The 22,974-nt window shown below is 57.5% G+C and carries 33 protein-coding genes; 2 read left to right on the forward strand and 31 right to left on the reverse strand.

Translation table 11 applies throughout. The annotated features are described in order from the left end of the window. Positions 1-29: 29 nt before the first annotated feature. The 3 genes from KGA85_RS14620 to KGA85_RS14630 all read right to left on the reverse strand — a co-directional run bounded on the left by KGA85_RS14620 (position 30) and on the right by KGA85_RS14630 (position 3,164). Complete coding sequence (locus tag KGA85_RS14620; RefSeq protein ID WP_057713108.1) at positions 30-788, reverse strand: alpha/beta hydrolase family protein; 759 nt, start codon at positions 786-788, stop codon at positions 30-32. Next, entirely contained in the window at positions 778-1,887 is a 1,110-nt protein-coding gene (locus KGA85_RS14625; protein ID WP_223453670.1) for a DUF3182 family protein, read from the reverse strand. The genes KGA85_RS14620 and KGA85_RS14625 overlap by 11 nt, the downstream gene beginning before the upstream one ends. Before the next feature lie 284 nt (positions 1,888-2,171). After that, positions 2,172-3,164, reverse strand: a complete 993-nt coding sequence (locus KGA85_RS14630) for a GlxA family transcriptional regulator (protein WP_223453671.1) — start codon at positions 3,162-3,164, stop codon at positions 2,172-2,174. A gap of 101 nt (positions 3,165-3,265) precedes the next feature. Here KGA85_RS14630 and KGA85_RS14635 point away from each other — a divergent pair, with 101 nt between their 5' ends. Continuing rightward, the gene (locus tag KGA85_RS14635; RefSeq protein ID WP_223453673.1) at positions 3,266-3,814 is read left to right on the forward strand and encodes a cysteine hydrolase family protein; all 549 of its coding nucleotides are present in this window, start codon (positions 3,266-3,268) and stop codon (positions 3,812-3,814) included. Positions 3,815-3,903: 89 nt separating this feature from the next. On the opposite strand, the gene KGA85_RS14640 is transcribed toward KGA85_RS14635, so the two are convergent. Together KGA85_RS14640 and KGA85_RS14645 are read right to left on the reverse strand one after the other, a co-directional pair. Then, complete coding sequence (locus KGA85_RS14640) at positions 3,904-4,422, reverse strand: single-stranded DNA-binding protein (protein ID WP_223534543.1); 519 nt, start codon at positions 4,420-4,422, stop codon at positions 3,904-3,906. 9 nt (positions 4,423-4,431) lie between these two features. After that, a complete protein-coding gene (locus KGA85_RS14645; protein WP_223453675.1) occupies positions 4,432-5,829 on the reverse strand; it encodes an MFS transporter in 1,398 nt (465 codons plus the stop codon). 191 nt (positions 5,830-6,020) lie between these two features. Between KGA85_RS14645 and uvrA the strand changes: the two genes are divergently transcribed. Further along, on the forward strand, positions 6,021-8,855 hold the full coding sequence (gene uvrA, locus KGA85_RS14650; protein ID WP_057713101.1) for an excinuclease ABC subunit UvrA: 2,835 nt from the start codon (positions 6,021-6,023) through the stop codon (positions 8,853-8,855). Between the two features lie 65 nt (positions 8,856-8,920). Here uvrA and bfr read toward each other — a convergent pair whose 3' ends face one another. The 26 genes from bfr to rplB all read right to left on the reverse strand — a co-directional run bounded on the left by bfr (position 8,921) and on the right by rplB (position 22,973). Further along, positions 8,921-9,385 carry a bacterioferritin gene (bfr, locus tag KGA85_RS14655; protein ID WP_223453677.1) on the reverse strand — a complete coding sequence of 155 codons (465 nt, stop codon included), beginning with the start codon at positions 9,383-9,385 and terminating at the stop codon, positions 8,921-8,923. A 148-nt stretch (positions 9,386-9,533) separates the two neighbouring features. Next, positions 9,534-10,988 (reverse strand): catalase, encoded by a 1,455-nt coding sequence (locus tag KGA85_RS14660; RefSeq protein ID WP_223453678.1) that lies wholly within the window; start codon positions 10,986-10,988, stop codon positions 9,534-9,536. 237 nt (positions 10,989-11,225) lie between these two features. Further along, entirely contained in the window at positions 11,226-11,612 is a 387-nt protein-coding gene (rplQ, locus tag KGA85_RS14665; RefSeq protein ID WP_046041617.1) for a 50S ribosomal protein L17, read from the reverse strand. Positions 11,613-11,654: 42 nt separating this feature from the next. Continuing rightward, the gene (locus KGA85_RS14670; RefSeq protein WP_007970428.1) at positions 11,655-12,656 is read right to left on the reverse strand and encodes a DNA-directed RNA polymerase subunit alpha; all 1,002 of its coding nucleotides are present in this window, start codon (positions 12,654-12,656) and stop codon (positions 11,655-11,657) included. A gap of 22 nt (positions 12,657-12,678) precedes the next feature. Next, complete coding sequence (gene rpsD / locus KGA85_RS14675) at positions 12,679-13,299, reverse strand: 30S ribosomal protein S4 (RefSeq protein ID WP_003176404.1); 621 nt, start codon at positions 13,297-13,299, stop codon at positions 12,679-12,681. 18 nt (positions 13,300-13,317) lie between these two features. Next, a complete protein-coding gene (gene rpsK, locus KGA85_RS14680) occupies positions 13,318-13,707 on the reverse strand; it encodes a 30S ribosomal protein S11 (protein WP_002555466.1) in 390 nt (129 codons plus the stop codon). A gap of 30 nt (positions 13,708-13,737) precedes the next feature. Next, positions 13,738-14,094: a 30S ribosomal protein S13 gene (gene rpsM, locus KGA85_RS14685; RefSeq protein ID WP_009045849.1), complete on the reverse strand. Its 357-nt coding sequence runs from the start codon at positions 14,092-14,094 to the stop codon at positions 13,738-13,740. A 130-nt stretch (positions 14,095-14,224) separates the two neighbouring features. Next, positions 14,225-14,341 (reverse strand): 50S ribosomal protein L36, encoded by a 117-nt coding sequence (gene rpmJ / locus KGA85_RS14690; RefSeq protein WP_002555468.1) that lies wholly within the window; start codon positions 14,339-14,341, stop codon positions 14,225-14,227. A gap of 24 nt (positions 14,342-14,365) precedes the next feature. Further along, the gene (secY, locus tag KGA85_RS14695; protein WP_003228718.1) at positions 14,366-15,694 is read right to left on the reverse strand and encodes a preprotein translocase subunit SecY; all 1,329 of its coding nucleotides are present in this window, start codon (positions 15,692-15,694) and stop codon (positions 14,366-14,368) included. Then, positions 15,695-16,132, reverse strand: a complete 438-nt coding sequence (rplO, locus tag KGA85_RS14700) for a 50S ribosomal protein L15 (RefSeq protein WP_003228720.1) — start codon at positions 16,130-16,132, stop codon at positions 15,695-15,697. 3 nt (positions 16,133-16,135) lie between these two features. Next, complete coding sequence (gene rpmD / locus KGA85_RS14705) at positions 16,136-16,312, reverse strand: 50S ribosomal protein L30 (RefSeq protein ID WP_003176408.1); 177 nt, start codon at positions 16,310-16,312, stop codon at positions 16,136-16,138. Between the two features lie 2 nt (positions 16,313-16,314). Continuing rightward, the gene (gene rpsE, locus KGA85_RS14710; protein WP_003186035.1) at positions 16,315-16,815 is read right to left on the reverse strand and encodes a 30S ribosomal protein S5; all 501 of its coding nucleotides are present in this window, start codon (positions 16,813-16,815) and stop codon (positions 16,315-16,317) included. 3 nt (positions 16,816-16,818) lie between these two features. After that, a complete protein-coding gene (gene rplR / locus KGA85_RS14715) occupies positions 16,819-17,169 on the reverse strand; it encodes a 50S ribosomal protein L18 (RefSeq protein ID WP_003186037.1) in 351 nt (116 codons plus the stop codon). A gap of 10 nt (positions 17,170-17,179) precedes the next feature. Beyond that, positions 17,180-17,713, reverse strand: a complete 534-nt coding sequence (gene rplF / locus KGA85_RS14720) for a 50S ribosomal protein L6 (RefSeq protein WP_003176412.1) — start codon at positions 17,711-17,713, stop codon at positions 17,180-17,182. Positions 17,714-17,725: 12 nt separating this feature from the next. Further along, a complete protein-coding gene (gene rpsH / locus KGA85_RS14725; protein ID WP_003186040.1) occupies positions 17,726-18,118 on the reverse strand; it encodes a 30S ribosomal protein S8 in 393 nt (130 codons plus the stop codon). A 209-nt stretch (positions 18,119-18,327) separates the two neighbouring features. Further along, the gene (gene rpsN / locus KGA85_RS14730; RefSeq protein WP_003176414.1) at positions 18,328-18,633 is read right to left on the reverse strand and encodes a 30S ribosomal protein S14; all 306 of its coding nucleotides are present in this window, start codon (positions 18,631-18,633) and stop codon (positions 18,328-18,330) included. 13 nt (positions 18,634-18,646) lie between these two features. After that, positions 18,647-19,186, reverse strand: a complete 540-nt coding sequence (gene rplE, locus KGA85_RS14735) for a 50S ribosomal protein L5 (protein WP_003210069.1) — start codon at positions 19,184-19,186, stop codon at positions 18,647-18,649. Between the two features lie 22 nt (positions 19,187-19,208). Continuing rightward, positions 19,209-19,523, reverse strand: coding sequence for a 50S ribosomal protein L24 (rplX, locus tag KGA85_RS14740; protein ID WP_003176416.1), 315 nt, complete (start codon positions 19,521-19,523; stop codon positions 19,209-19,211). 11 nt (positions 19,524-19,534) lie between these two features. After that, positions 19,535-19,903: a 50S ribosomal protein L14 gene (gene rplN / locus KGA85_RS14745; protein WP_002555479.1), complete on the reverse strand. Its 369-nt coding sequence runs from the start codon at positions 19,901-19,903 to the stop codon at positions 19,535-19,537. 23 nt (positions 19,904-19,926) lie between these two features. Beyond that, positions 19,927-20,193 (reverse strand): 30S ribosomal protein S17, encoded by a 267-nt coding sequence (gene rpsQ, locus KGA85_RS14750; protein ID WP_003176419.1) that lies wholly within the window; start codon positions 20,191-20,193, stop codon positions 19,927-19,929. 2 nt (positions 20,194-20,195) lie between these two features. Further along, positions 20,196-20,387 (reverse strand): 50S ribosomal protein L29, encoded by a 192-nt coding sequence (gene rpmC / locus KGA85_RS14755; RefSeq protein ID WP_002555481.1) that lies wholly within the window; start codon positions 20,385-20,387, stop codon positions 20,196-20,198. Beyond that, positions 20,387-20,800, reverse strand: a complete 414-nt coding sequence (gene rplP / locus KGA85_RS14760; protein ID WP_003232424.1) for a 50S ribosomal protein L16 — start codon at positions 20,798-20,800, stop codon at positions 20,387-20,389. The genes rpmC and rplP overlap by 1 nt, the downstream gene beginning before the upstream one ends. A 12-nt stretch (positions 20,801-20,812) precedes the next feature. After that, positions 20,813-21,499, reverse strand: coding sequence for a 30S ribosomal protein S3 (gene rpsC, locus KGA85_RS14765; protein WP_008065719.1), 687 nt, complete (start codon positions 21,497-21,499; stop codon positions 20,813-20,815). A gap of 13 nt (positions 21,500-21,512) precedes the next feature. Continuing rightward, a complete protein-coding gene (rplV, locus tag KGA85_RS14770) occupies positions 21,513-21,845 on the reverse strand; it encodes a 50S ribosomal protein L22 (RefSeq protein WP_003103908.1) in 333 nt (110 codons plus the stop codon). 11 nt (positions 21,846-21,856) lie between these two features. Continuing rightward, on the reverse strand, positions 21,857-22,132 hold the full coding sequence (gene rpsS / locus KGA85_RS14775) for a 30S ribosomal protein S19 (protein WP_002555486.1): 276 nt from the start codon (positions 22,130-22,132) through the stop codon (positions 21,857-21,859). Between the two features lie 16 nt (positions 22,133-22,148). Beyond that, complete coding sequence (rplB, locus tag KGA85_RS14780) at positions 22,149-22,973, reverse strand: 50S ribosomal protein L2 (RefSeq protein ID WP_003176423.1); 825 nt, start codon at positions 22,971-22,973, stop codon at positions 22,149-22,151. Position 22,974 lies beyond the last annotated feature (1 nt).

Genomic DNA, 22,974 nt, shown 5'->3' on the forward strand with positions numbered 1-22,974 from the left:
TTGTGGCGTCCGCAAGCACACCGCAAATCTCAGGATGATTGAATAATGCTCAACCGCTCCCCCACCACCATCTCGGTAATCCAGCCGACGAGGATCGAGGTGTAGGCCTGCTGCGAAACCGGATCACTCAACGCGTGATCGGCGCCATCGATGATGCGATGGGTCAGCGAGTGAGTCTGCTGGCACGCCGCGCGGTAACTCATGATCGTCGAATGGGGTACGTAGTCGTCGGTCTCGGACTGCACCAGCAGGACATCCCCGGTGAATTGCGAGCAGGCATGCAAGGCACGATTGCTGTCGGCACGCACCAGGGTGCTTCGGTAATCACGCAGATCCAGCTTGTCCAGGTCGCGTTTCGGCGCGTGCCATTGCTCGTCGCGATACAGCGCCGGCACCCGCAGCGCCAGCCAGCGCACCGGTCTGAGCGAGGTCAGGATCGAGGCCAGATAACCCCCATAGCTGGTACCGACCACGGCAATCGCCGATGTATCGAGGGCCGGGTGTGCAAGCAGGCGGTCATAGGCCGCCAGCAAGTCGCGCAAATTGTCCTCCCGGGTCACCCGGGACAATGGAATGCCGGTGCCACCGGTGTGCCCGCGCAGGTCGAAGGTCAGGCATACACAACCCAACCCGGCGATGCCTTTGGCGCGTTCCAGATCCCGCTCCTGACTGCCGCCCCAACCGTGCACGAAGAGCACACCGGGGACTTTCGATTTGGGACTCAGGAAGGTCCCGCTCATCTGTTCGTCGTCGATGTCGATCTGAATGGATTCGCTTCTAGCCGTCATAGGATCTAACCGTCACGTACTTGAGGAGAAAGTCACTGGTCTGCGCCGGCCCGCGGTACACCTCGATGGCGTCTGCCGGCAGCGGCTGATCGATGTAGGTTTCCACCGAAGACACACGAATCGCGCACATCCCCGGATCGTTGACGAAACTCTGCAAGGCCGCCACCTCGGCGCTGCTGGCACCGCCCATGCGCCAGGACTGTTCGAGCACGCCACTGCGAGGCTGGTCGTCGCTATCAACGCCCTGGGCGATGTCGTAGTTGCGCCGCGAGGCATAGAAACCTGGGTAGGCTTCATCCGCCGAGTTGTCGAACACCTGTGCCTGATGGATCGCCAGGCGCACGTCTTCCGGCAGATCCAGCTTCAGCAATTGGTCATAGTCACCCGGCACCACCAGCAAGTTGGACCCGCCATACACCTGCTCACCCTGAGCGTCCTCGGTCAAGTATTGATCACCGCAGTAACTGAGTACCTTGCCGCCGATAAAACTCTGACCGACGCTGTGGGTGATCACCTGGCCCAGGTCCTGTTCGAGCACCACGCCTTCGCAGAACGTGGCCTCAGCCTCTGGCCTGGCAAGCACTTCATCGAACTCGTCGAGGCTTTTAATCACTTCCTGACCACGTCCGGCACAGGCATGAATCGGCTTCAGGCGGATCGGCCCGGTGTACAACAGATGCTCCGCCGCCGGGCGCGCATCCTTCAGGGAGAACACGCTGAGTCCGTCGAGCACCACGTTGCGCACCCGCTCGGAAAACAACGGAGCCCAGCCTGGCGGCGCATGGGCGTGGCGGTTGAGCAATCCGTGACTGATGGCTTTGGTGCAGATGAAGTCGTGGTCGACATAACCACCCCACAAATCCTCCGGTCCCTTGACCCCCAGTTGCCGGGCAGCCGCAGCGCCCACCAGGGTCTGGGTCGGCAACAGGTAGAGGTCCCGCCCGTCATGCAACTGCGGGTCGTAGCTGCCACCGTACTTGAGCCGCAAAATCTGCGCCAGCCAGCGGGCCAGTGCACGGTTGGTTTCAACTTCGTGCAGTGGCGCGTCGGCGAGCACCGAATGGGCGACCACCAGTTTCCTGCGGTTTGTTGGGGTCATGCATCCCCCTTCAATCGACGCTTGATGAATGTAGCTGAAGGGGTGCAGAGATCAGGCCAAGGCCCGTTGCGGCAAAAGGGGTTTTAAATCAGCCCGTTGCGTATAAAGTGATGGCATGGGGCCTGTTTTATTCTGCACGACGCCCTTTGATACTCCGGCATTTTGCACGATTCCTGTGGGAGCGAGCCTGCTCGCGATGAGGCCAGCACCATCAACATTGATGTCGCCTGACACACCGCTATCGCGAGCAGGCTCGCTCCCACACTGGATTTTCGGTGTTCCACTTACCGTGCCGCGGCACCCGGCGTCACCCCAAACCGCGTCCGATAATCACTCGGCGCCAGCCCGGTGATTTTCTTGAACGTCGCGCGAAACGCCCCGGGGTCCTGATAACCCACGGTCCAGGCGATGTGGTCAATGGTGCCGTTGGTGAACTCAAGCATTTCCCGGGCCTTGCCGACTCGCAGATGCTGGCAGTATTCCGTGGGTTTGAGCCCGGTGGCCGCGCGGAAACGGCGCAGGAAGGTACGTTCTTCCAACCCTGCTTTTTCAGCCATCGCCGCCAGCGACACATCGGTCGCCCCGGTGCTTTGCAGCCAGTGTTGCACCTTGAGGATCGCCGCATCGCCGTGGCTGAGGATCGGCGCAAAATTGCTGCCGCACTCACTGGCGCTGTCGCTGTGCTCCACCACCAGAAAACGCGCGGTGTTGGTGGCGATGCTTGGCCCCAGCAGCCGGTTGACCAGGCGCAGACCCAGTTCCGACCAGGCCATCAGCCCGGCGGTGGTAATCAGGTCGCCGTCATCGACAATCGGCGTATCGGCATTGAGCCGGATCGCCGGATAACGTTCGGCGAAGGCTTTGGCCGAAGTCCAGTGAGTGGTGGCGCTGCGACCGTCGAGCAAACCGCTTTCGGCCAACAGGATAGAACCCACGCAAACCCCGCCCAGTGTCGCACCGTTGGCATGTTGCTTACGCAACCAGCGGATCAGTCCCTGTGGTGCTTGGCCCGCGGAAAAACCGCCGATCGACGGCGGAATCAACACGGCCACCAGGGCGCGCTCCGGGCCGGGATGGCTGTCGAAGACCCGAACCGGCAGCTGATCGCCTTCGACCTGCCAATGGCTGACCCGCAACAGCGGCAACTGCGCAGACTGATGTTCGGCGGCAATCCGGTTGGCCACCCCGAACAAATCCGTCAAGCCATGCACCGCCGCCATCTGCGCGCCGGGATAGATCAGCACACCGAGTTCGGCGATTGCCCTTTCTGCGTCCATTGTCAGTTTTCCCCCTTCTATTGTCGGTGCGGCCAATCCTCGGATCGCCTGCCAGAGCCAATACTTCATTCCACACCAACACACACTTCGAGGAAACAGTCATGGCCAAGCAAGCGCTCATCGTAGTCGATATCCAGAACGACTACTTCCCCCAAGGCAAGTGGCCGCTGGTCGGTGCCGACGCCGCCGCCGACAACGCCGTCCGCCTGATCAAGGCCTTCCGCGACGCGGGGGATTCGGTGGTGCACATCCGCCACGAGTTCACCTCCGAAGAGGCGCCGTTTTTCACCCCGAACTCCGAGGGCGCCAAGCTGCACCCGAAAGTGCTCAACCGCGCCGACGAACCGGTGGTACTCAAGCACTTCGTCAACTCGTTCCGCGAAACCGAACTGAAATCGATCCTCGACGAACAAGGCATCAAGGAGCTGGTGGTCGTGGGCAGCATGAGCCACATGTGCGTCGACGGCATCACCCGTGCGGCGGCGGATTTCGGCTATACGGTCACCGTGATCCACGACGCCTGCGCCACCCGCGACCTGGAGTTCAATGGTGTGACGGTTCCGGCGGCGCAGGTTCATGCGGCGTTCATGGCGGCCCTGGCGTTTGCCTATGCCAGCGTGGTGTCGACCGACGAGTTCCTGTCTGCCTGAGTCTGCAACTAAATTTCACCGCCCATAAAAAACCCGCACTTCCAAGTGAAGTGCGGGTTTTGTGTTTCAGCTTGAGACTTGCAGCCGCTCTAGAACGGAATATCGTCATCAAAGCTGTCGAAATCCGGAGCCGGCTGAGGAGCAGCCTGCTGTGGAGCCGGGCGCGACTGTTGCGGCGCCGGCTGCTGTGGACGCGGAGCCTGCTGGCGCGGAGCGGATTGCTGGTAGTTGTTACCGCCGCCCTGGCCCTGCTGGTCGCCCTGTGGACGGCCGCCCAGCAGTTGCATGGTGCCTTGCATGTCGACCACGATTTCGGTGGTGTAACGCTTGATACCGTCTTTTTCCCACTCGCGGGTCTGCAGCTTGCCTTCGATGTAGACCTGCGAACCTTTACGCAGGTATTCGCCAGCGATTTCTGCAACCTTGCCGAACATCGACACACGGTGCCATTCGGTCTTTTCGACTTTCTGACCGGTTTGCTTGTCGGTCCACTGTTCGCTGGTCGCCAGACTCAGGTTGGTCACGGCGTTACCGTTAGGCAAGTAGCGAACTTCGGGATCCTGGCCGCAAGTGCCGACCAATATGACTTTGTTAACCCCACGGGCCATAACGTTCTCCTAGGCTACGCACGCTGCCCCGGCCGGGTTGTTCACCAGGCACTCAAGGGTGGTGCGATCCAATAGTTCGGTGTCCAGTTTGATGTAAATCGCCGCCTCTTCTGCGACGATGACTGCATCTGTTACCCCTACGACCGCCTTCAGGCGCTCGACCAGACCCGCTTCGCGCATCGCCTCGGGCGACAACGGCAAGCGCAGGCTCGTGACGTAGGGAGGTTCGCGCATGGTAACAGCAAAGGCCAGCCAGAGGGCAGCCAGACCGGCGCATCCGAGGAACACAACCGACAGACCGCCATGCTGGAACAGCCAGCCGCCAAGAATGCCGCCCAATGCCGACCCGAGGAACTGGCTGGTGGAATAAACCCCCATCGCCGTGCCCTTGCCGCCGGCCGGTGAAACCTTGCTGATCAGCGATGGCAACGAAGCTTCCAGCAGATTGAACGCGGTGAAGAACACCACCGTACCAATCACCAGAGCCCGCAAGCTGTCGCCGAACTGCCAGAAGAATAGCTCAGTGAGCATCAGCGTCACGACGGAGCCGATTAAAACTCGTTTCATTTTGCGTTTCTTCTCGCCGTAGATAATGAACGGGATCATGGCGAAGAAAGAAATCAGCAGCGCGGTCAGGTACACCCACCAGTGCTGCTCTTTGGGCAGCCCGGCTTTCTCGACCAGCGCCAGCGGCAAGGCGACGAAGCTGGACATCAACATCGCGTGCAACACAAAAATGCCCAGATCCAGGCGCAGCAGGTCCGGATGCTTGAGGGTCGGGATCAGCGCCTGGCGCGCGACACCGGACTCACGGTGCTGCAACGGGCCGGTGGAGCGCGGCACCATGAACATCACGATCACGATGCCGAACAGTGCCATACCGCCGGTGGCAAGGAACAGCCCGGACAGCCCGAAGGCACGGGTCAGCAGCGGACCGACCACCATGGCCACCGCAAACGACAGGCCGATGGTCATGCCGATCATGGCCATGGCCTTGGTCCGGTGCTGCTCGCGGGTCAGGTCGGACAGCAAGGCCATGACCGCTGCGGAAATCGCTCCGGCGCCCTGCAGGATCCGGCCGGCAATCACGCCCCAGATCGAGTCGGCATTGGCTGCCAGCAGACTGCCGAGGGCAAAGACGATCAGGCCCAGGTAAATCACCGGGCGGCGACCGATGCGGTCGGAAATGAAACCGAACGGAATCTGGAAAACTGCCTGGGTCAAGCCATAAGCGCCAATCGCCAGACCGATCAGGGCCGGCGTGGCTCCAGCCAGATCCATCCCATAGGTCGCCAGTACCGGCAACACCATGAACATGCCAAGCATACGGAAGGCGAACACCAGGGCCAGACCGCTTGCCGCGCGGGTCTCGCTGCCACTCATGCGCTCGCTGTGGGGATCGTGCATGGAAAAACCTCATGTGAACCGGCGGCGATTCTACCAGTCCCATCGATTGGCAGGGTATATCGCGACGCTTTGACGCGCATTGCTGACACACTCTTCATGTAAGACAGTAGCCCACTCGTTCGATAGTGTGCATCCATCCAGTATTTGGCCGTATACTCCTACGTTTTCGACGCCCGCCAAGCGAGGCCACTTTGGACAAGATCCTGATTCGTGGGGCTCGAACCCACAACCTGAAGAACATCGACCTGACCCTGCCACGGGACAAGCTGATCGTCATCACCGGCCTGTCCGGCTCCGGCAAGTCGTCCCTGGCTTTCGACACCCTGTACGCCGAAGGTCAGCGTCGCTACGTCGAATCGCTGTCGGCCTACGCCCGGCAGTTCCTGTCGATGATGGAAAAGCCCGACGTCGACACCATCGAAGGCTTGTCGCCGGCGATCTCCATCGAACAGAAGTCGACCTCGCACAACCCGCGCTCGACGGTCGGCACCATCACCGAAATCTACGACTACCTGCGCCTGCTTTATGCACGCGTGGGTATTCCCCGTTGCCCGGATCACGACATCCCGCTGGAAGCGCAGACCGTCAGCCAGATGGTCGACCTGGTCCTCGCCGAACCGGAGGGCAGCAAGCTCATGCTGTTGGCGCCCGTCATCCGCGAGCGCAAAGGCGAGCACCTGTCGGTTTTCGAAGAGCTGCGCGCGCAGGGCTTCGTCCGCGCCCGAATCAACGGCAAGCTCTATGAGCTGGACGAAGCGCCCAAGCTCGACAAGCAGAAAAAACATACCATCGATGTCGTGGTCGACCGCTTCAAGGTTCGCGCCGACCTGCAACAACGCCTGGCCGAATCCTTCGAGACCGCGCTGAAACTGGCGGACGGCATCGCCCTGGTGGCACCGATGGACGACGAGCCGGGTGAAGAGATGATCTTCTCCGCACGCTTCGCCTGCCCGATCTGCGGCCACGCGATCAGCGAACTGGAGCCCAAGCTGTTCTCCTTCAACAACCCGGCTGGCGCTTGCCCGACCTGCGATGGTTTGGGGGTGAAGCAATTCTTCGACATCAAGCGCCTGGTCAATGGCGAACTGACCTTGGCCGAAGGGGCGATTCGTGGCTGGGATCGACGCAACGTCTATTACTTCCAGATGCTCGGCTCGCTGGCCTCGCACTACAAGTTCAGCCTGGAAGTGCCGTTCAACGAACTGCCAGCCGATCAGCAGAAATTCATCCTGCACGGCAGCGGTTCGCAAAACGTCGACTTCAAATACCTGAACGACCGTGGCGATATCGTCAAACGCTCGCACCCGTTCGAAGGCATCGTGCCGAACCTGGAACGCCGTTACCGCGAAACCGAATCGGCATCGGTGCGCGAAGAACTGGCCAAGTTCCTCAGCACCCAGTCGTGCCCGGATTGCCGCGGCACCCGCCTGCGGCGTGAGGCGCGGCATGTATGGGTTGGCGAGAAAACCCTGCCGGCGGTGACCAACCTGCCGATCGGCGATGCGTCCGATTATTTTGGCGGGCTCAAGCTCACCGGCCGGCGTGGCGAAATTGCCGACAAGATCCTCAAGGAAATCCGCGAACGCCTGCAGTTCCTGGTCAACGTCGGCCTCGACTATCTGTCGCTGGATCGCAGCGCGGACACTTTGTCCGGTGGCGAGGCCCAGCGTATTCGTCTGGCCAGCCAGATTGGCGCCGGCCTGGTGGGCGTCCTGTATATCCTCGACGAACCCTCCATCGGCCTGCATCAGCGCGATAACGACCGGCTGCTGGGCACCCTCAAGCACCTGCGCGATATCGGTAACACGGTGATCGTGGTCGAGCACGATGAAGACGCGATCCGTCTGGCCGACTACGTGGTGGACATCGGCCCGGGCGCTGGCGTGCACGGCGGGCATATCGTCGCCGAAGGCACACCGGCCGAGGTCATGGCGCACCCGGACTCGCTGACGGGCAAATACCTGTCGGGCCGGGTGAAGATCGAAGTCCCGGCCAAGCGCACGCCGCGCAACAAGAAGCTGACGCTGTCGCTCAAGGGCGCGCGCGGCAACAACCTGCGCAATGTCGACCTGGAGATTCCGATTGGTCTGCTGACTTGCGTGACTGGCGTGTCCGGCTCCGGCAAGTCGACGCTGATCAACAACACCCTGTTCCCGCTGAGCGCCACGGCGCTGAATGGCGCCACTACCCTTGAAGCGGCCGTCCACGACAGCATCAAGGGCCTGGAGCACCTGGACAAGGTCGTCGACATCGACCAGAGCCCGATCGGCCGTACACCGCGTTCCAACCCGGCTACCTACACCGGATTGTTCACACCAATCCGCGAGTTGTTCGCCGGCGTACCGGAGTCCCGCTCCCGGGGCTACGGGCCGGGGCGCTTCTCCTTCAACGTCAAGGGCGGCCGCTGCGAAGCCTGCCAGGGCGACGGCCTGATCAAGGTCGAGATGCACTTCCTGCCGGACATCTACGTGCCCTGCGACGTGTGCAAGAGCAAGCGTTACAACCGCGAGACCCTGGAGATCAAGTACAAGGGCAAGAGCATCCACGAAACCCTCGAGATGACCATCGAGGAAGCGCGGGTGTTCTTCGATGCCGTACCGGCCCTGGCGCGCAAGCTGCAAACGTTGATGGACGTCGGCCTGTCGTACATCAAGCTGGGGCAATCGGCGACCACGCTGTCCGGCGGTGAAGCCCAGCGGGTGAAACTGTCCCGCGAGCTGTCCAAGCGCGATACCGGCAAGACCCTGTACATCCTCGACGAACCCACCACCGGGCTGCACTTCGCAGATATCCAGCAACTGCTGGACGTGTTGCATCGCCTGCGCGACCACGGCAACACAGTGGTAGTGATCGAACACAACCTGGACGTGATCAAGACCGCTGACTGGCTGGTGGACCTGGGTCCGGAGGGCGGTTCCAAGGGCGGGCAGATTATTGCCGTCGGCACGCCGGAGGAAGTGTCAGAGATGAAGCAATCTCATACCGGTTACTACCTCAAGCCGCTGCTGGAACGTGACCGGGCTTAACCGGGCCCCATGAAAAAGCCCCTGTCACTTCATCAGTGACAGGGGCTTTTTTGTATTCGCAGCAATCAGGTGTGGGATTGCAGGTAGTTCTCAAGCCCGATCAACTTGATAAGACCCAACTGCTTCTCGAGCCAGTAGGTGTGATCTTCTTCGGTGTCATGCAATTGAACCCGCAGCATTTCGCGGCTGACATAGTCCTTGTGCTGCTCGCAGAGCTTGATGCCCTTGCACAGCGCAGCACGGACCTTGTATTCCAGGCGCAAGTCCGCTTCGAGCATCTCGGTCACCGTGGTGCCGATATCGAGATCGTCCGGACGCATGCGCGGCGTGCCTTCGAGCATCAGAATCCGGCGCATCAGGGCATCGGCGTGCCCTGCTTCCTCTTCCATCTCGTGGTTGATTCGTTCGTAGAGCTTGGTGAAACCCCAGTCCTCATACATCCGCGAGTGGACGAAATATTGATCACGCGCGGCCAGTTCGCCGGTCAGCAACGTGTTGAGGTAATCGATCACATCTGGGTGGCCTTGCATCGCCCTACATCTCCCTGCTTGAAAGTTGTAGTTTGAACCAACATGCCCGTATCGTCACTCGCAAGACGCAATAAAAGCGAAGATATTCTGAGAAAACCAGCCGAAATAACGCAAAAACCGCCCAAACAAGGGCGGTTCTGCTTCTCATTTAGACTTCGTTAAGCTGTACGTTGAGCAGCTTTGCGATTGCTTCTCCATACGCCGGGTCGGCCTTGTAGAAGTGCTGCAACTGACGGTCAACCACATCACTCGACACACCCGCCATCGCACCGGCGATATTGCCAACCAACAGTGATTTCTGCTCTTCAGTCATCAAGCGGAACAACGCGCCGGCGTGACTGTAGTAATCAGTATCTTCACGGTGGTCGTAACGATCGGCGGCACCACTGAGGGCCAACGCGGGCTCTGCGTAACGAGGCGCCTGCTTCGGCGACTCGACGTAGCTGTTCGGCTCGTAGTTCGGCGTCGAGCCGCCATTGCTGCCAAAAGCCATCGAGCCATCGCGCTGGTAAGTGTTGACCGGACTCCGCGGAGCGTTGACGGGCAACTGCTGGTGATTGGTGCCGACACGGTAGCGATGAGCGTCCGCGTAGGCGAAGACCCGACCTTGCAGCATACGATCCGGCGACAGACCAACACCCGGGACCATATTGCTGGGACCGAACGCCGCTTGCTCGACTTCCGCGAAGTAGTTCTGCGGATTGCGATTGAGCTCAAGTTCTCCGACTTCAATCAGTGGAAACTCTTTCTGCGACCAGGTTTTGGTGACATCAAACGGGTTCTCGTAGTGCGCCGCCGCCTGAGCCTCGCTCATGATCTGAATGCACACGCGCCATTTCGGGAAATCACCCTGCTCGATGGCATTGAACAAGTCGCGCTGGGCGTAATCCGGATCAGTACCCGCCAGGCGCGCAGCCTCAGCAGGAGCAAGGTTCTTGATCCCCTGCTTGGTCTTGTAGTGCCACTTCACCCAGTGACGCTCACCTTGGGCGTTGATAAGGCTGTAAGTGTGGCTGCCGAAGCCGTGCATGTGGCGGTATCCGTCAGGAATACCCCGGTCGGAGAACAGGATGGTGACCTGGTGCAGCGCCTCGGGCGAATGCGACCAGAAGTCCCACATCATCTGGGCACTCTTCAGGTTGCTTTGCGGCAAACGCTTCTGGGTGTGGATAAAGTCTGGAAACTTCAGTGGATCGCGAATGAAGAACACGGGGGTGTTGTTGCCGACGATGTCCCAGTTGCCTTCCTCGGTGTAAAACTTCAAGGCAAACCCGCGCGGATCACGCTCGGTATCGGCCGAACCGCGTTCACCGCCCACGGTGGAAAACCGCAGGAAAGTCGGGGTTTGCTTGCCGACTGCCTCAAACAGCTTCGCGCTGGTGTATTGAGTGATATCGCGCGTCACGGTGAACGTACCGTAGGCACCCGAGCCTTTGGCGTGTACACGGCGCTCAGGGATGTTTTCACGGTTGAAGTGGGCCAGCTTCTCGATCAGGTGAAAGTCGTCGAGCAGCAGCGGGCCACGAGGGCCGGCGGAGCGGGAATTCTGGTTATCGGCAACAGGAGCGCCACTGGCGGTGGTAAGCGTTGTGTTTTGGCTCATGCGATCTTCCTTCCTCTGTCGGTCTTGAACTGCCGGCTATCGGCTGAGAGGGAGTATTGATCATCAATATGACAGCCACAAATTCATTAACTTGCAGACATCGATAGAGAAAAACTAATGATCATCCCCATCACATCATGACGATGTGGACGAAGGAGACGCTTGTACAAACAGCGCGTTTCTTACAGGCACAAAAAACCGGGCACTAGGCCCGGTTCTTTGTTTCAGACTGACGTCTTACTCGGCAGATACAGCTTCGCCAGCAGTAGCACGATCAACCAACTCGACGTACGCCATAGGCGCGTTGTCGCCAGCGCGGAAACCGCACTTGAGGATGCGCAGGTAGCCACCCTCACGGGTAGCGTAACGCTTGCCCAGGTCGTTGAAGAGCTTACCAACGATAGCTTTCGAACGAGTACGGTCGAAAGCCAGACGGCGGTTAGCAACGCTATCTATCTTGGCCAAAGTGATCAGCGGCTCGGCAACGCGGCGCAGTTCTTTAGCTTTTGGCAGAGTAGTTTTGATCAGCTCGTGCTCGAACAGCGACACCGCCATGTTTTGGAACATGGCCTTGCGGTGCGAGCTGGTGCGGCTCAGGTGACGACCACTTTTACGATGACGCATGGTTCATTCCTTACCAAACACTACGTTCGGTGATTACGACGATCAGGCAGTCGCCTTGTCGTCCTTCTTAAGACTTGCAGGCGGCCAGTTGTCGAGGCGCATGCCGAGGGACAGACCGCGGGAGGCCAGAACGTCCTTGATTTCAGTCAAGGATTTCTTGCCCAGGTTCGGAGTCTTCAACAGCTCTACTTCGGTACGCTGAATCAGGTCACCGATGTAGTAGATGTTTTCCGCCTTAAGGCAGTTAGCCGAACGTACAGTCAGTTCCAGATCGTCAACCGGGCGAAGCAGGATCGGATCGATCTCGTCTTCCTGCTCGACAACCACTGGCTCACTGTCACCCTTGAGGTCGACGAACGCAGCCAACTGCTGTTGCAGGATGGTTGCAGCGCGGCGAATTGCCTCTTCAGGATCCAGAGTACCGTTGGTTTCCAGATCAATAACCAGCTTGTCCAGGTTAGTACGCTGCTCGACACGGGCGTTTTCCACCACGTATGCGATACGGCGAACCGGGCTGAACGAAGAGTCAAGCTGCAAGCGACCGATGCTGCGGCTTTCGTCTTCATCGCTCTGACGCGAATCTGCCGGTTCATAACCACGACCACGAGCTACTACGAGCTTCATGTTCAGGGCGCCGTTAGACGCCAGGTTAGCGATTACGTGATCGGGATTAACGATCTCGACATCATGATCCAGCTGAATATCGGCAGCGGTAACCACCCCCGAACCCTTCTTCGACAAGGTCAGCGTAACTTCGTCACGACCGTGCAGCTTGATAGCCAGACCTTTAAGGTTCAACAGGATTTCAATTACGTCTTCCTGTACACCTTCGATGGCGCTGTACTCGTGGAGCACACCGTCAATCTCGGCCTCGACTACTGCACAGCCGGGCATTGAGGACAACAGGATGCGGCGCAGCGCGTTGCCCAGGGTATGGCCAAAGCCACGCTCGAGAGGCTCGAGAGTGATCTTGGCGCGGGTTGGACTGACAACCTGCACATCAATGTGGCGGGGTGTCAGGAACTCATTTACCGAAATCTGCATGGATGCACCTATTTTCTAGCCCTTACTTGGAGTAGAGCTCGACAATCAGGCTTTCGTTGATGTCGGCGGACAGATCACTGCGAGCTGGAACGTTCTTGAAAACGCCCGACTTCTTCTCAGTGTCTACTTCTACCCATTCTACGCGGCCACGTTGGGCACACAGATCGAGAGCTTGGACAATGCGAAGTTGATTTTTTGCTTTCTCGCGAACAGCGACCACGTCACCAGCACGAACCTGGTAGGACGGAACGTTAACGGTCTGACCGTTTACGCTGATCGACTTGTGCGATACCAGCTGACGGGATTCGGCACGAGTCGAACCAAAGCCCATACGGTATACAACGTTGTCCAGACGGCATTCGAGCAGTTGCAGCAGGTTTTCACCGGTTGCACCTTTCTTGCCAGCAGCTTCTTTGTAGTAGCCGCTGAATTGACGCTCGAGAACGCCGTAGATACGACGGACCTTCTGCTTTTCACGCAGTTGGGTGCCGTAGTCGGACTGGCGACCGCGGCGTTGGCCGTGGATACCAGGTGCTGCTTCAATGTTGCACTTCGATTCGATCGCGCGCACGCCGCTCTTCAGGAAGAGATCGGTGCCTTCGCGACGAGCGAGTTTGCATTTTGGACCAATGTAACGAGCCATTCTTTACAATCTCCTGGATTACACGCGGCGCTTCTTCGGCGGACGGCACCCGTTGTGCGGGATTGGCGTCACGTCGGTGATGCTGGCGATCTTGTAGCCACAGCCGTTCAAAGCGCGGACTGCGGATTCACGACCTGGACCTGGACCTTTGACGTTGACGTCGAGGTTTTTCAGGCCGTATTCCAGCGCAGCTTGACCAGCACGTTCAGCAGCTACTTGAGCAGCAAACGGGGTGGACTTGCGGGAACCGCGGAAACCCGAACCACCGGAGGTAGCCCAGGAAAGAGCGTTACCTTGACGGTCGGTGATGGTCACGATGGTGTTGTTAAAAGATGCATGGATGTGGGCGATGCCATCAACCACTGTCTTTTTAACTTTTTTACGAGGACGAGCAGCAGGTTTTGCCATGATTAAATTCCTGTCGATTCGCTGGGGCGATTACTTGCGGATCGGCTTACGCGGACCTTTACGGGTACGCGCGTTGGTCTTGGTACGCTGACCGCGTACTGGAAGACCGCGACGATGACGCAGACCGCGATAGCAACCGAGGTCCATCAAGCGCTTGATTTTCATGTTGATTTCGCGACGCAGGTCACCTTCAGTGGTGAACTTCGCCACTTCGCCACGCAGCTGTTCAATTTGCTCGTCGCTCAGATCTTTGATCTTTGCTGCTGGGTTTACCCCAGTCTCTGCACAAATTTTCTGTGCAGTAGTGCGACCAACACCATAGATGTAGGTCAGCGAGATAACAGTATGCTTGTTATCTGGAATGTTAACGCCTGCAATACGGGCCATTCAGTGGGACTCCAATTGACAGCTACCTACGCCCCGGAAGCCAAGAAATAGGGCGCGAGATAATATCGCTGTAATAACAAATAATCAACCCGGCAGCGCACTAGCTGCCGGGCTTGAAGCACAATCACACTCAGCCTTGGCGCTGTTTGTGACGCGGTTCCGCGCTGCAAATTACTCGAACAACACCTTCGCGGCGAATAATCTTGCAGTTACGGCACAGCTTTTTCACCGATGCACGAACTTTCATCACCAACTCCTCGAACCTTATGGGTCAGCGCAGCATGCCGCTGCCGTAACCCTTCAGGTTGGCTTTCTTCATCAGGGATTCGTACTGGTGCGAAACGAGGTGCGATTGTACTTGGGACATGAAGTCCATCACAACCACGACGACGATCAGCAACGAGGTCCCGCCAAGGTAGAACGGTACGTTGGCTGCAACCACCAGGAACTGGGGCAACAGGCAGACGGCCGTCATGTAAAGAGCACCGAACATGGTCAAGCGAGTCAGAACGCCATCAATGTAGCGCGCAGACTGCTCACCTGGACGGATGCCCGGAATAAAGGCACCGGACTTCTTCAGGTTTTCCGCTACGTCTTTCGGATTGAACATCAACGCCGTATAGAAGAAGCAGAAGAAAATAATCCCTGCACTAAACAGCAGAATATTCAACGGCTGACCAGGAGCGATCGACTGCGAGATGTCCTGCAACCAGCCCATACCTTCAGACTGACCGAACCAGGCACCCAACGAAGCCGGGAACAGCAAAATGCTGCTCGCGAAAATAGCCGGAATAACACCGGCCATGTTCACCTTCAGCGGCAAGTGGCTGGTCTGCGCAGCGAAGACCTTGCGGCCCTGCTGACGCTTGGCGTAGTGAACAGCAATACGACGCTGACCACGCTCAATGAACACCACGAAACCGATAATCGCTACTGCCAGCAAACCGATGGCAACCAAGGCGAAGATGTTGATATCACCCTGACGTGCAGACTCGAAAGACTGCCCGATCGCTCTCGGAAGACCGGCGACGATACCCGAAAAAATCAACATCGAGATACCGTTGCCAACACCACGCTCAGTAATCTGCTCACCCAGCCACATCATGAACATCGCACCAGCCACAAACGTGGATACCGCGACGAAATGGAAGCCAAAGTCACCAGTGAACGCAACGCCCTGCCCCGCCAGACCAATGGACATGCCAATGGCCTGGACGAGAGCGAGGACGACAGTGCCGTAGCGGGTGTACTGGCTGATCTTGCGACGGCCAGCTTCACCTTCCTTCTTCAACTGCTCCAGCTGCGGGCTGACGGCGGTCATCAGTTGCATGATGATCGATGCCGAGATGTACGGCATGATCCCCAGTGCAAAGATGCTCATCCGTTCCAGCGCGCCGCCGGAAAACATGTTGAACAAGCTAAGAATGGTCCCCTCATTCTGTCGAAACAGGTCCGCGAGTCGGTCCGGGTTGATACCTGGAACCGGGATGTGTGCGCCTATTCGGTAGACGATAATCGCCAGGAACAGAAAACGCAGACGAGCCCAGAGTTCAGACATACCGCCTTTGCCGAGCGCAGAGAGAGCACCTTGCTTAGCCATTTATTCCTCGAACTTGCCGCCAGCTGCTTCGATAGCCGCACGCGCACCTTTGGTGGCGCCGATTCCCTTGCCGATAGTGACAGCGCGAGTCACTTCACCGGACAGCATGATTTTCACACGCTGTACGTTGACGTTGATCACGTTGGCATCTTTCAGGGACTGCACGGTGACGATGTCGCCTTCCACTTTAGCCAGCTCGGACAGACGCACTTCTGCGCGATCCATGGCCTTCAGGGAAACGAAACCGAACTTCGGCAGGCGACGATGCAGCGGCTGTTGACCGCCTTCAAAGCCTGGAGCAATGGTGCCACCGGAGCGGGAGGTCTGACCTTTGTGACCACGGCCACCAGTCTTACCCAAACCGCTACCGATACCACGGCCCGGACGATGCTTTTCGCGACGGGAACCCGGCGCTGGACTCAGATCATTGAGTTTCATCGATTAACCCTCGACACGCAGCATGTAGTAAGCCTTGTTGATCATCCCGCGATTCTCGGGAGTATCCTGGACTTCTACAGTGTGACCGATGCGACGCAGACCCAGACCCTTAACGCACAGTTTGTGGTTAGGGATGCGGCCGGTCATGCTTTTGATCAGCGTTACTTTTACGGTAGCCATGATCAGAAGATCTCCTTGACGCTTTTGCCACGCTTGGCGGCAATGGATTCAGGAGACTGCATTGCTTTCAAACCCTTGAAAGTGGCGTGAACCACGTTTACCGGGTTAGTCGAGCCGTAGCACTTGGCCAGAACGTTCTGAACGCCAGCAACTTCGAGGACAGCACGCATAGCGCCGCCAGCGATGATACCGGTACCTTCAGAAGCAGGCTGCATGTACACCTTCGAAGCGCCGTGAGCGGACTTCATTGCGTACTGCAGAGTAGTGCCGTTCAGGTCAACTTGAATCATGTTGCGGCGAGCAGCTTCCATTGCCTTCTGGATCGCAGCAGGCACTTCACGCGACTTGCCACGGCCGAAGCCAACACGCCCTTTACCATCACCAACCACGGTCAACGCGGTGAAAGTGAAGATACGGCCGCCTTTAACGGTTTTGGCTACGCGGTTAACTTGAACCAGCTTCTCAATGTAGCCTTCGTCGCGCTTTTGGTCGTTATTTGACATAACTTAGAACTCCAGCCCAGCTTCACGAGCAGCATCAGCCAGCGCTTTAACGCGGCCGTGGTACTTGAAGCCAGAGCGGTCGAAAGCCACTTGCGAGACGCCAGCGGCCTTAGCACGCGTAGCGACCAGCTGGCCAACCTTTGTGGCCGCGTCGATGTTGCCGGTGGCACCATCACGCAGTTCTTTATCCAAAGTCGAGGCGCTTGCCAGGACTTTGTTGCCGTCGGCCGAGATGACCTGGGCGTAGATGTGCTGCGACGAGCGGAACACGCAGAGACGCACGACTTCGAGTTCGTGCATTTTCAGGCGTGCTTTGCGAGCGCGACGCAGTCGAGTAACTTTTTTGTCGGTCATTTGCTATGCCCTACTTCTTCTTGGCTTCTTTACGACGGACGACTTCGTCCGCGTAGCGCACACCTTTGCCTTTGTACGGCTCTGGTGGACGGAAGTCGCGGATCTCAGCGGCCACTTGACCTACCAGCTGCTTATCGATGCCCTTGATCAGGATATCGGTCTGGCTAGGAGTCTCAGCGGTGATGCCTTCCGGCAGTTCGTAATCCACTGGGTGCGAGAAGCCAAGGGCCAGGTTCAAAACCGTGCCTTTTGCTTGCGCCTTGTAACCAACACCGACCAGCTGGAGCTTGCGCTCGAAGCCTTGGCTTACGCCTTGGACCATGTTGTTTACCAACGCACGCGTGGTACCGGCCATTGCGCGAGTTTGTTGATCGCCATTGCGAGCAGCGAAACGCAGCTCACCAGCTTCTTCAACGATCTCAACGGACGAATGGATGTTCAGTTCAAGAGTACCCTTGGCACCCTTCACCGAAAGCTGCTGGCCTGCGAATTTTACTTCGACACCGGCTGGCAGCTTAACGGGGTTCTTAGCGACGCGAGACATGCTTATCCCCCCTTAGAACACAGTGCAAAGAACTTCGCCGCCGACACCGGCAGCGCGCGCAGCACGATCCGTCATCACACCTTTGTTGGTGGAGACGATAGACACACCGAGACCGCCACGAACTTTTGGCAGATCATCGACGGACTTGTACTGACGCAGGCCTGGACGGCTAACGCGCTTCACTTCTTCGATAACCGGACGGCCTTCGAAGTACTTCAGCTCGATGGACAGCAGTGGTTTGATTTCGCTGCTGATCTGATAACCCGCAATGTAACCTTCGTCCTTCAGGACTTTGGCAACAGCTACCTTCAACGTGGAAGATGGCATGCTTACGACGGACTTTTCAGCCATCTGGGCATTACGGATACGAGTTAGCATGTCCGCTAACGGGTCCTGCATACTCATGGGCTAGACGCTCCTAATACAAAAAAATTAGCCTTGCGGCTATTACGTGTCGCCGAGAATCTCCGAGCATGAAAAACACGGGCTCAGGCGAGCCGGGTATTCTAGACACACCCCAGAAATGAATCAAGCCCCAAAAGGGGCTTGATCCAGATTCAAGGCCACCGGCGGTCAGGATCTTGCGATCCTGGACACCGAGACTTTGACAGTACTTACCAGCTGGCTTTAACCAGACCCGGTACGTCACCACGCATGGCAGCTTCACGCAGCTTGTTACGGCCGAGGCCGAACTTGCGGTAAACGCCGTGTGGACGACCGGTCAGGCGGCAGCGGTTACGCATGCGCGAAGCGCTTGCGTCACGTGGCTGCTTCTGCAGGGCTACTGTAGCTTCCCAACGCGCTTCTGGACTTGCGTTCAGATCAACGATGATAGCTTTCAGTGCTGCACGCTTCTTGGCGTACTTGGCAACCGTGAGCTGACGCTTCAGCTCGCGGTTTTTCATGCTCATCTTGGCCATGGTCCTACTCCAATCAGTTGCGGAACGGGAATTTGAACGCACGCAGCAGAGCGCGGCCTTCATCATCGTTCTTGGCAGTGGTGGTCAGGGTGATGTCCAGACCGCGGAGAGCATCGATCTTGTCGTAGTCGATTTCCGGGAAGATGATCTGCTCTTTCACGCCCATGCTGTAGTTGCCACGACCATCGAAGGACTTGGCATTCAGGCCGCGGAAGTCGCGAACCCGAGGCAGGGAGATCGACAGCAGACGATCCAGGAACTCGTACATACGCTCACGGCGCAGGGTCACTTTGACGCCGATCGGCCAACCTTCACGGACTTTAAAGCCAGCGATGGATTTGCGAGCGTAGGTCACAACGACTTTCTGGCCGGTGATCTTTTCCAGGTCAGCAACAGCGTGCTCGATGACTTTTTTGTCGCCGATCGCTTCGCCCAGACCCATGTTCAGGGTGATTTTGGTAACGCGCGGAACTTCCATCACGTTCGAAAGCTTAAGTTCTTCCTTAAGTTTCGGAGCAATTTCCTTCCGGTAAATCTCTTTTAGTCGTGCCATGGTCTCATCTACCTAGCAGTGTTCAAGCATCAACCGCTTTTTGGGTCGACTTGAAGACACGAATTTTCTTGCCGTCTTCTACTTTGAAACCAACGCGGTCAGCCTTGTTGGTTTCGCCGTTGAAAATGGCGACGTTAGAAGCATCCAGTGGAGCTTCTTTTTCGACGATACCGCCCTGCACGCCCGACATCGGGTTAGGCTTGGTATGACGCTTGACCAGGTTCAGACCACCAATAACCAGACGGTTGTTAGCGAGAACCTTAAGCACCTTACCGCGCTTACCTTTGTCTTTGCCGGCGATCACGATGATCTCGTCGTCACGACGAATCTTTTGCATGTCGGATCTCCTTACAGCACTTCTGGGGCGAGCGAGACGATCTTCATGAACTTCTCAGTACGAAGTTCACGGGTCACTGGCCCAAAGATACGGGTGCCGATCGGCTCTTGCTTGTTGTTCAGAAGAACAGCAGCGTTGCCATCAAAGCGGATAATGGAGCCATCAGCACGACGTACGCCGTGACGAGTGCGGACTACAACAGCAGTCATCACTTGGCCTTTTTTCACTTTACCGCGAGGAATTGCTTCCTTCACGGTAACTTTGATTATGTCACCGATACCAGCGTAACGACGATGGGAGCCACCCAGCACCTTGATGCACATAACACGGCGAGCGCCGCTGTTATCGGCCACATCGAGCATGGATTGAGTCTGAATCATATAATTTCTCCGACCCCTAGTCCTTAGACTTCCACAGCGCGTTCGAGAACATCAACCAGCGCCCAAGACTTGGTCTTGGCCAAAGGACGAGTTTCACGAATAGTGACTTTGTCGCCGATGTGGCACTGATTGGTTTCGTCGTGCGCGTGCAGCTTAGTCGAACGCTTAACGTATTTACCGTAGATCGGGTGCTTAACGCGACGCTCGATCAGAACGGTGATGGTTTTGTCCATCTTGTCGCTGACAACACGGCCAGTCAGCGTACGGACAGTTTTTTCGGCTTCAGCCATGATTACTTACCTGCCTGCTGGTTGAGCACAGTCTTCACGCGAGCGATGTCACGCTTAACTTGCGAGAGCAGATGAGACTGCCCCAACTGGCCAGTTGCTTTCTGCATACGCAGATTGAACTGGTCGCGCAGCAAGCCGAGCAGTTGCTCGTTCAGCTGCTGTGCGGATTTTTCACGAAGTTCATTCGCTTTCATCACATCACCGTCCGTTTAACAAAGGCGGTGGCGAGCGGCAGCTTTGCAGCAGCCAGGGCAAAAGCCTCACGCGCCAGCTCTTCAGTTACACCCTCGATTTCATACAGGACTTTGCCTGGCTGAATCTGGGCTACCCAGTATTCGACGTTACCCTTACCTTTACCCATCCGAACCTCGAGAGGTTTTTTGGAGATCGGCTTGTCCGGGAATACACGGATCCAGATCTTGCCGCCACGTTTAACGTGACGGGTCAGTGCACGACGCGCTGACTCGATCTGACGAGCGGTGAGACGACCACGAGCTACAGACTTCAGCGCGAACTCGCCGAAGCTGACTTTGCTACCGCGCTGAGCCAGACCACGGTTGTGGCCTGTCATCTGCTTGCGGAACTTCGTACGCTTTGGTTGCAACATTTGGCGTACCCCTTACTTAGCAGCTTTTTTACGAGGCGCTGGTGCTTGTGGTTTCAGTTCTTCTTGGCGACCACCAATTACTTCGCCTTTGAAGATCCAAACCTTTACACCGATCACACCGTAAGTGGTGTGAGCTTCGTAGTTGGCATAGTCGATGTCGGCACGCAGGGTGTGCAATGGCACACGACCTTCGCGATACCATTCAGTACGTGCGATTTCAGCACCGCCGAGACGACCGCTCACTTGGATTTTGATGCCTTTGGCACCAATGCGCATGGCGTTCTGTACAGCGCGCTTCATAGCGCGACGGAACATTACGCGACGCTCCAGCTGCTGAGCTACGCTCTGCGCAACCAGCATACCGTCGAGCTCCGGCTTGCGGATCTCTTCGATATTGATGTGCACAGGCACACCCATTTGCTTGGTCAGGTCCTGACGCAGTTTCTCAACATCCTCACCCTTCTTCCCGATAACGATACCTGGACGAGCGGTGTGGATGGTGATACGTGCAGTTTGGGCCGGACGATGGATATCGATACGGCTTACGGACGCGCTTTTTAGTTTGTCTTGGAGATACTCACGCACCTTCAGATCTGCGAGCAAATAGTCCGCATAAGTCCGACCGTCTGCGTACCAGACGGAGGTGTGCTCCTTGACGATTCCCAGGCGAATGCCAATGGGATGTACTTTCTGACCCATCTCTTCGACTCCGTTACTTGTCAGCAACCTTGACAGTGATATGGCAAGACCGCTTGACGATGCGATCAGCACGGCCTTTGGCACGTGGCATGATGCGCTTCAGCGAACGCCCTTCGTTGACGAAAACGGTGCTGACCTTCAGGTCATCAACGTCTGCGCCTTCGTTATGCTCGGCGTTGGCTACGGCCGACTCCAGCACTTTCTTCATGATCTCGGCGGCTTTCTTACTACTGAAAGCCAACAGGTTGAGCGCTTCGCCCACCTTCTTCCCGCGGATCTGGTCGGCGACCAAGCGGGCTTTCTGGGCGGAGATTCGAGCGCCCGACAACTTAGCGGCTACTTCCATTTCCTAACCCCTTAACGCTTGGCTTTCTTGTCTGCCACGTGCCCGCGATAAGTGCGGGTACCGGCGAACTCGCCCAGTTTGTGGCCGACCATGTCTTCGTTCACGAGAACTGGGACGTGCTGACGACCGTTGTGTACTGCGATGGTCAAACCGACCATTTGTGGCAGGATCATCGAACGACGCGACCAGGTTTTCACCGGTTTGCGATCGTTCTTTTCCGCCGCCACTTCGATCTTCTTCAGTAGGTGAAGATCGATAAAAGGACCTTTTTTCAGAGAACGTGGCACTGTCGTATCCCTCTATTTACTTGCGACGACGGACGATCATTTTGTCGGTACGCTTATTACCACGAGTCTTCGCGCCCTTAGTCGGGAAGCCCCATGGCGATACCGGATGACGACCACCAGAGGTACGACCTTCACCACCACCATGTGGGTGGTCAACCGGGTTCATGGCAACACCACGAACGGTTGGGCGAACGCCACGCCAGCGTTTGGCACCAGCTTTACCCAGCGAACGCAGGCTGTGCTCGGAGTTCGAGACTTCGCCCAGGGTCGCACGGCATTCAGCCAGGACTTTACGCATTTCACCGGAACGCAGACGCAGGGTAACGTACACGCCTTCACGAGCGATCAGCTGAGCCGAAGCACCAGCGGAACGAGCGATCTGAGCGCCTTTACCTGGCTTCAATTCGATGCCGTGTACGGTGCTACCAACTGGAATGTTGCGCAGTTGCAGAGCGTTGCCCGGCTTGATCGGTGCCAGGGCACCTGCGATCAGCTGGTCGCCAGCGCTCACGCCTTTAGGGGCGATGATGTAGCGACGCTCGCCATCTGCGTACAGCAGCAGAGCGATGTGAGCAGTACGGTTTGGATCGTATTCGATACGCTCGACAGTGGCAGAGATGCCATCTTTGTCGTTGCGACGGAAGTCGACCAGACGATAATGCTGCTTATGACCACCACCGATGTGACGAGTGGTAATACGGCCATTGTTGTTACGACCACCAGTCTTCGATTTCTTCTCGAGCAGCGGTGCGTGAGGAGCGCCTTTATGCAGCTCCTGGTTGACCACCTTGACCACAAAACGGCGGCCAGGGGAAGTCGGTTTGCATTTAACGATTGCCATG

The organism is Pseudomonas sp. GL-B-12 (genome assembly GCF_019955895.1).
GTDB lineage: Bacteria > Pseudomonadota > Gammaproteobacteria > Pseudomonadales > Pseudomonadaceae > Aquipseudomonas.

Excerpts from the sequence above, each read along its gene's own strand:
- KGA85_RS14620 (WP_057713108.1), bottom strand. The coding sequence starts at position 788 with ATGACGGCTAGAAGCGAATCCATTCAGATCGACATCGACGACGAACAG.
- KGA85_RS14625 (WP_223453670.1), bottom strand. The coding sequence starts at position 1,887 with ATGACCCCAACAAACCGCAGGAAACTGGTGGTCGCCCATTCGGTGCTC.
- KGA85_RS14630 (WP_223453671.1), bottom strand. The coding sequence starts at position 3,164 with ATGGACGCAGAAAGGGCAATCGCCGAACTCGGTGTGCTGATCTATCCC.
- KGA85_RS14635 (WP_223453673.1), top strand. The coding sequence starts at position 3,266 with ATGGCCAAGCAAGCGCTCATCGTAGTCGATATCCAGAACGACTACTTC.
- KGA85_RS14640 (WP_223534543.1), bottom strand. The coding sequence starts at position 4,422 with ATGGCCCGTGGGGTTAACAAAGTCATATTGGTCGGCACTTGCGGCCAG.
- KGA85_RS14645 (WP_223453675.1), bottom strand. The coding sequence starts at position 5,829 with ATGCACGATCCCCACAGCGAGCGCATGAGTGGCAGCGAGACCCGCGCG.
- bfr (WP_223453677.1), bottom strand. The coding sequence starts at position 9,385 with ATGCAAGGCCACCCAGATGTGATCGATTACCTCAACACGTTGCTGACC.
- KGA85_RS14660 (WP_223453678.1), bottom strand. The coding sequence starts at position 10,988 with ATGAGCCAAAACACAACGCTTACCACCGCCAGTGGCGCTCCTGTTGCC.
- rplQ (WP_046041617.1), bottom strand. The coding sequence starts at position 11,612 with ATGCGTCATCGTAAAAGTGGTCGTCACCTGAGCCGCACCAGCTCGCAC.
- KGA85_RS14670 (WP_007970428.1), bottom strand. The coding sequence starts at position 12,656 with ATGCAGATTTCGGTAAATGAGTTCCTGACACCCCGCCACATTGATGTG.
- rpsD (WP_003176404.1), bottom strand. The coding sequence starts at position 13,299 with ATGGCTCGTTACATTGGTCCAAAATGCAAACTCGCTCGTCGCGAAGGC.
- rpsK (WP_002555466.1), bottom strand. The coding sequence starts at position 13,707 with ATGGCAAAACCTGCTGCTCGTCCTCGTAAAAAAGTTAAAAAGACAGTG.
- rpsM (WP_009045849.1), bottom strand. The coding sequence starts at position 14,094 with ATGGCCCGTATTGCAGGCGTTAACATTCCAGATAACAAGCATACTGTT.
- rpmJ (WP_002555468.1), bottom strand. The coding sequence starts at position 14,341 with ATGAAAGTTCGTGCATCGGTGAAAAAGCTGTGCCGTAACTGCAAGATT.
- secY (WP_003228718.1), bottom strand. The coding sequence starts at position 15,694 with ATGGCTAAGCAAGGTGCTCTCTCTGCGCTCGGCAAAGGCGGTATGTCT.
- rplO (WP_003228720.1), bottom strand. The coding sequence starts at position 16,132 with ATGAAACTCAATGATCTGAGTCCAGCGCCGGGTTCCCGTCGCGAAAAG.
- rpmD (WP_003176408.1), bottom strand. The coding sequence starts at position 16,312 with ATGGCTACCGTAAAAGTAACGCTGATCAAAAGCATGACCGGCCGCATC.
- rpsE (WP_003186035.1), bottom strand. The coding sequence starts at position 16,815 with ATGTCAAATAACGACCAAAAGCGCGACGAAGGCTACATTGAGAAGCTG.
- rplR (WP_003186037.1), bottom strand. The coding sequence starts at position 17,169 with ATGACCGACAAAAAAGTTACTCGACTGCGTCGCGCTCGCAAAGCACGC.
- rplF (WP_003176412.1), bottom strand. The coding sequence starts at position 17,713 with ATGTCTCGCGTCGCTAAGAACCCCGTTAAGCTGCCAGCCGGTGTCGAA.
- rpsH (WP_003186040.1), bottom strand. The coding sequence starts at position 18,118 with ATGAGTATGCAGGACCCGTTAGCGGACATGCTAACTCGTATCCGTAAT.
- rpsN (WP_003176414.1), bottom strand. The coding sequence starts at position 18,633 with ATGGCCAAGATGAGCATGAAAAACCGCGAGCTGAAGCGTCAGCTCACG.
- rplE (WP_003210069.1), bottom strand. The coding sequence starts at position 19,186 with ATGGCACGACTAAAAGAGATTTACCGGAAGGAAATTGCTCCGAAACTT.
- rplX (WP_003176416.1), bottom strand. The coding sequence starts at position 19,523 with ATGCAAAAGATTCGTCGTGACGACGAGATCATCGTGATCGCCGGCAAA.
- rplN (WP_002555479.1), bottom strand. The coding sequence starts at position 19,903 with ATGATTCAGACTCAATCCATGCTCGATGTGGCCGATAACAGCGGCGCT.
- rpsQ (WP_003176419.1), bottom strand. The coding sequence starts at position 20,193 with ATGGCTGAAGCCGAAAAAACTGTCCGTACGCTGACTGGCCGTGTTGTC.
- rpmC (WP_002555481.1), bottom strand. The coding sequence starts at position 20,387 with ATGAAAGCGAATGAACTTCGTGAAAAATCCGCACAGCAGCTGAACGAG.
- rplP (WP_003232424.1), bottom strand. The coding sequence starts at position 20,800 with ATGTTGCAACCAAAGCGTACGAAGTTCCGCAAGCAGATGACAGGCCAC.
- rpsC (WP_008065719.1), bottom strand. The coding sequence starts at position 21,499 with ATGGGTCAGAAAGTACATCCCATTGGCATTCGCCTGGGAATCGTCAAG.
- rplV (WP_003103908.1), bottom strand. The coding sequence starts at position 21,845 with ATGGAAGTAGCCGCTAAGTTGTCGGGCGCTCGAATCTCCGCCCAGAAA.
- rplB (WP_003176423.1), bottom strand. The coding sequence starts at position 22,973 with ATGGCAATCGTTAAATGCAAACCGACTTCCCCTGGCCGCCGTTTTGTG.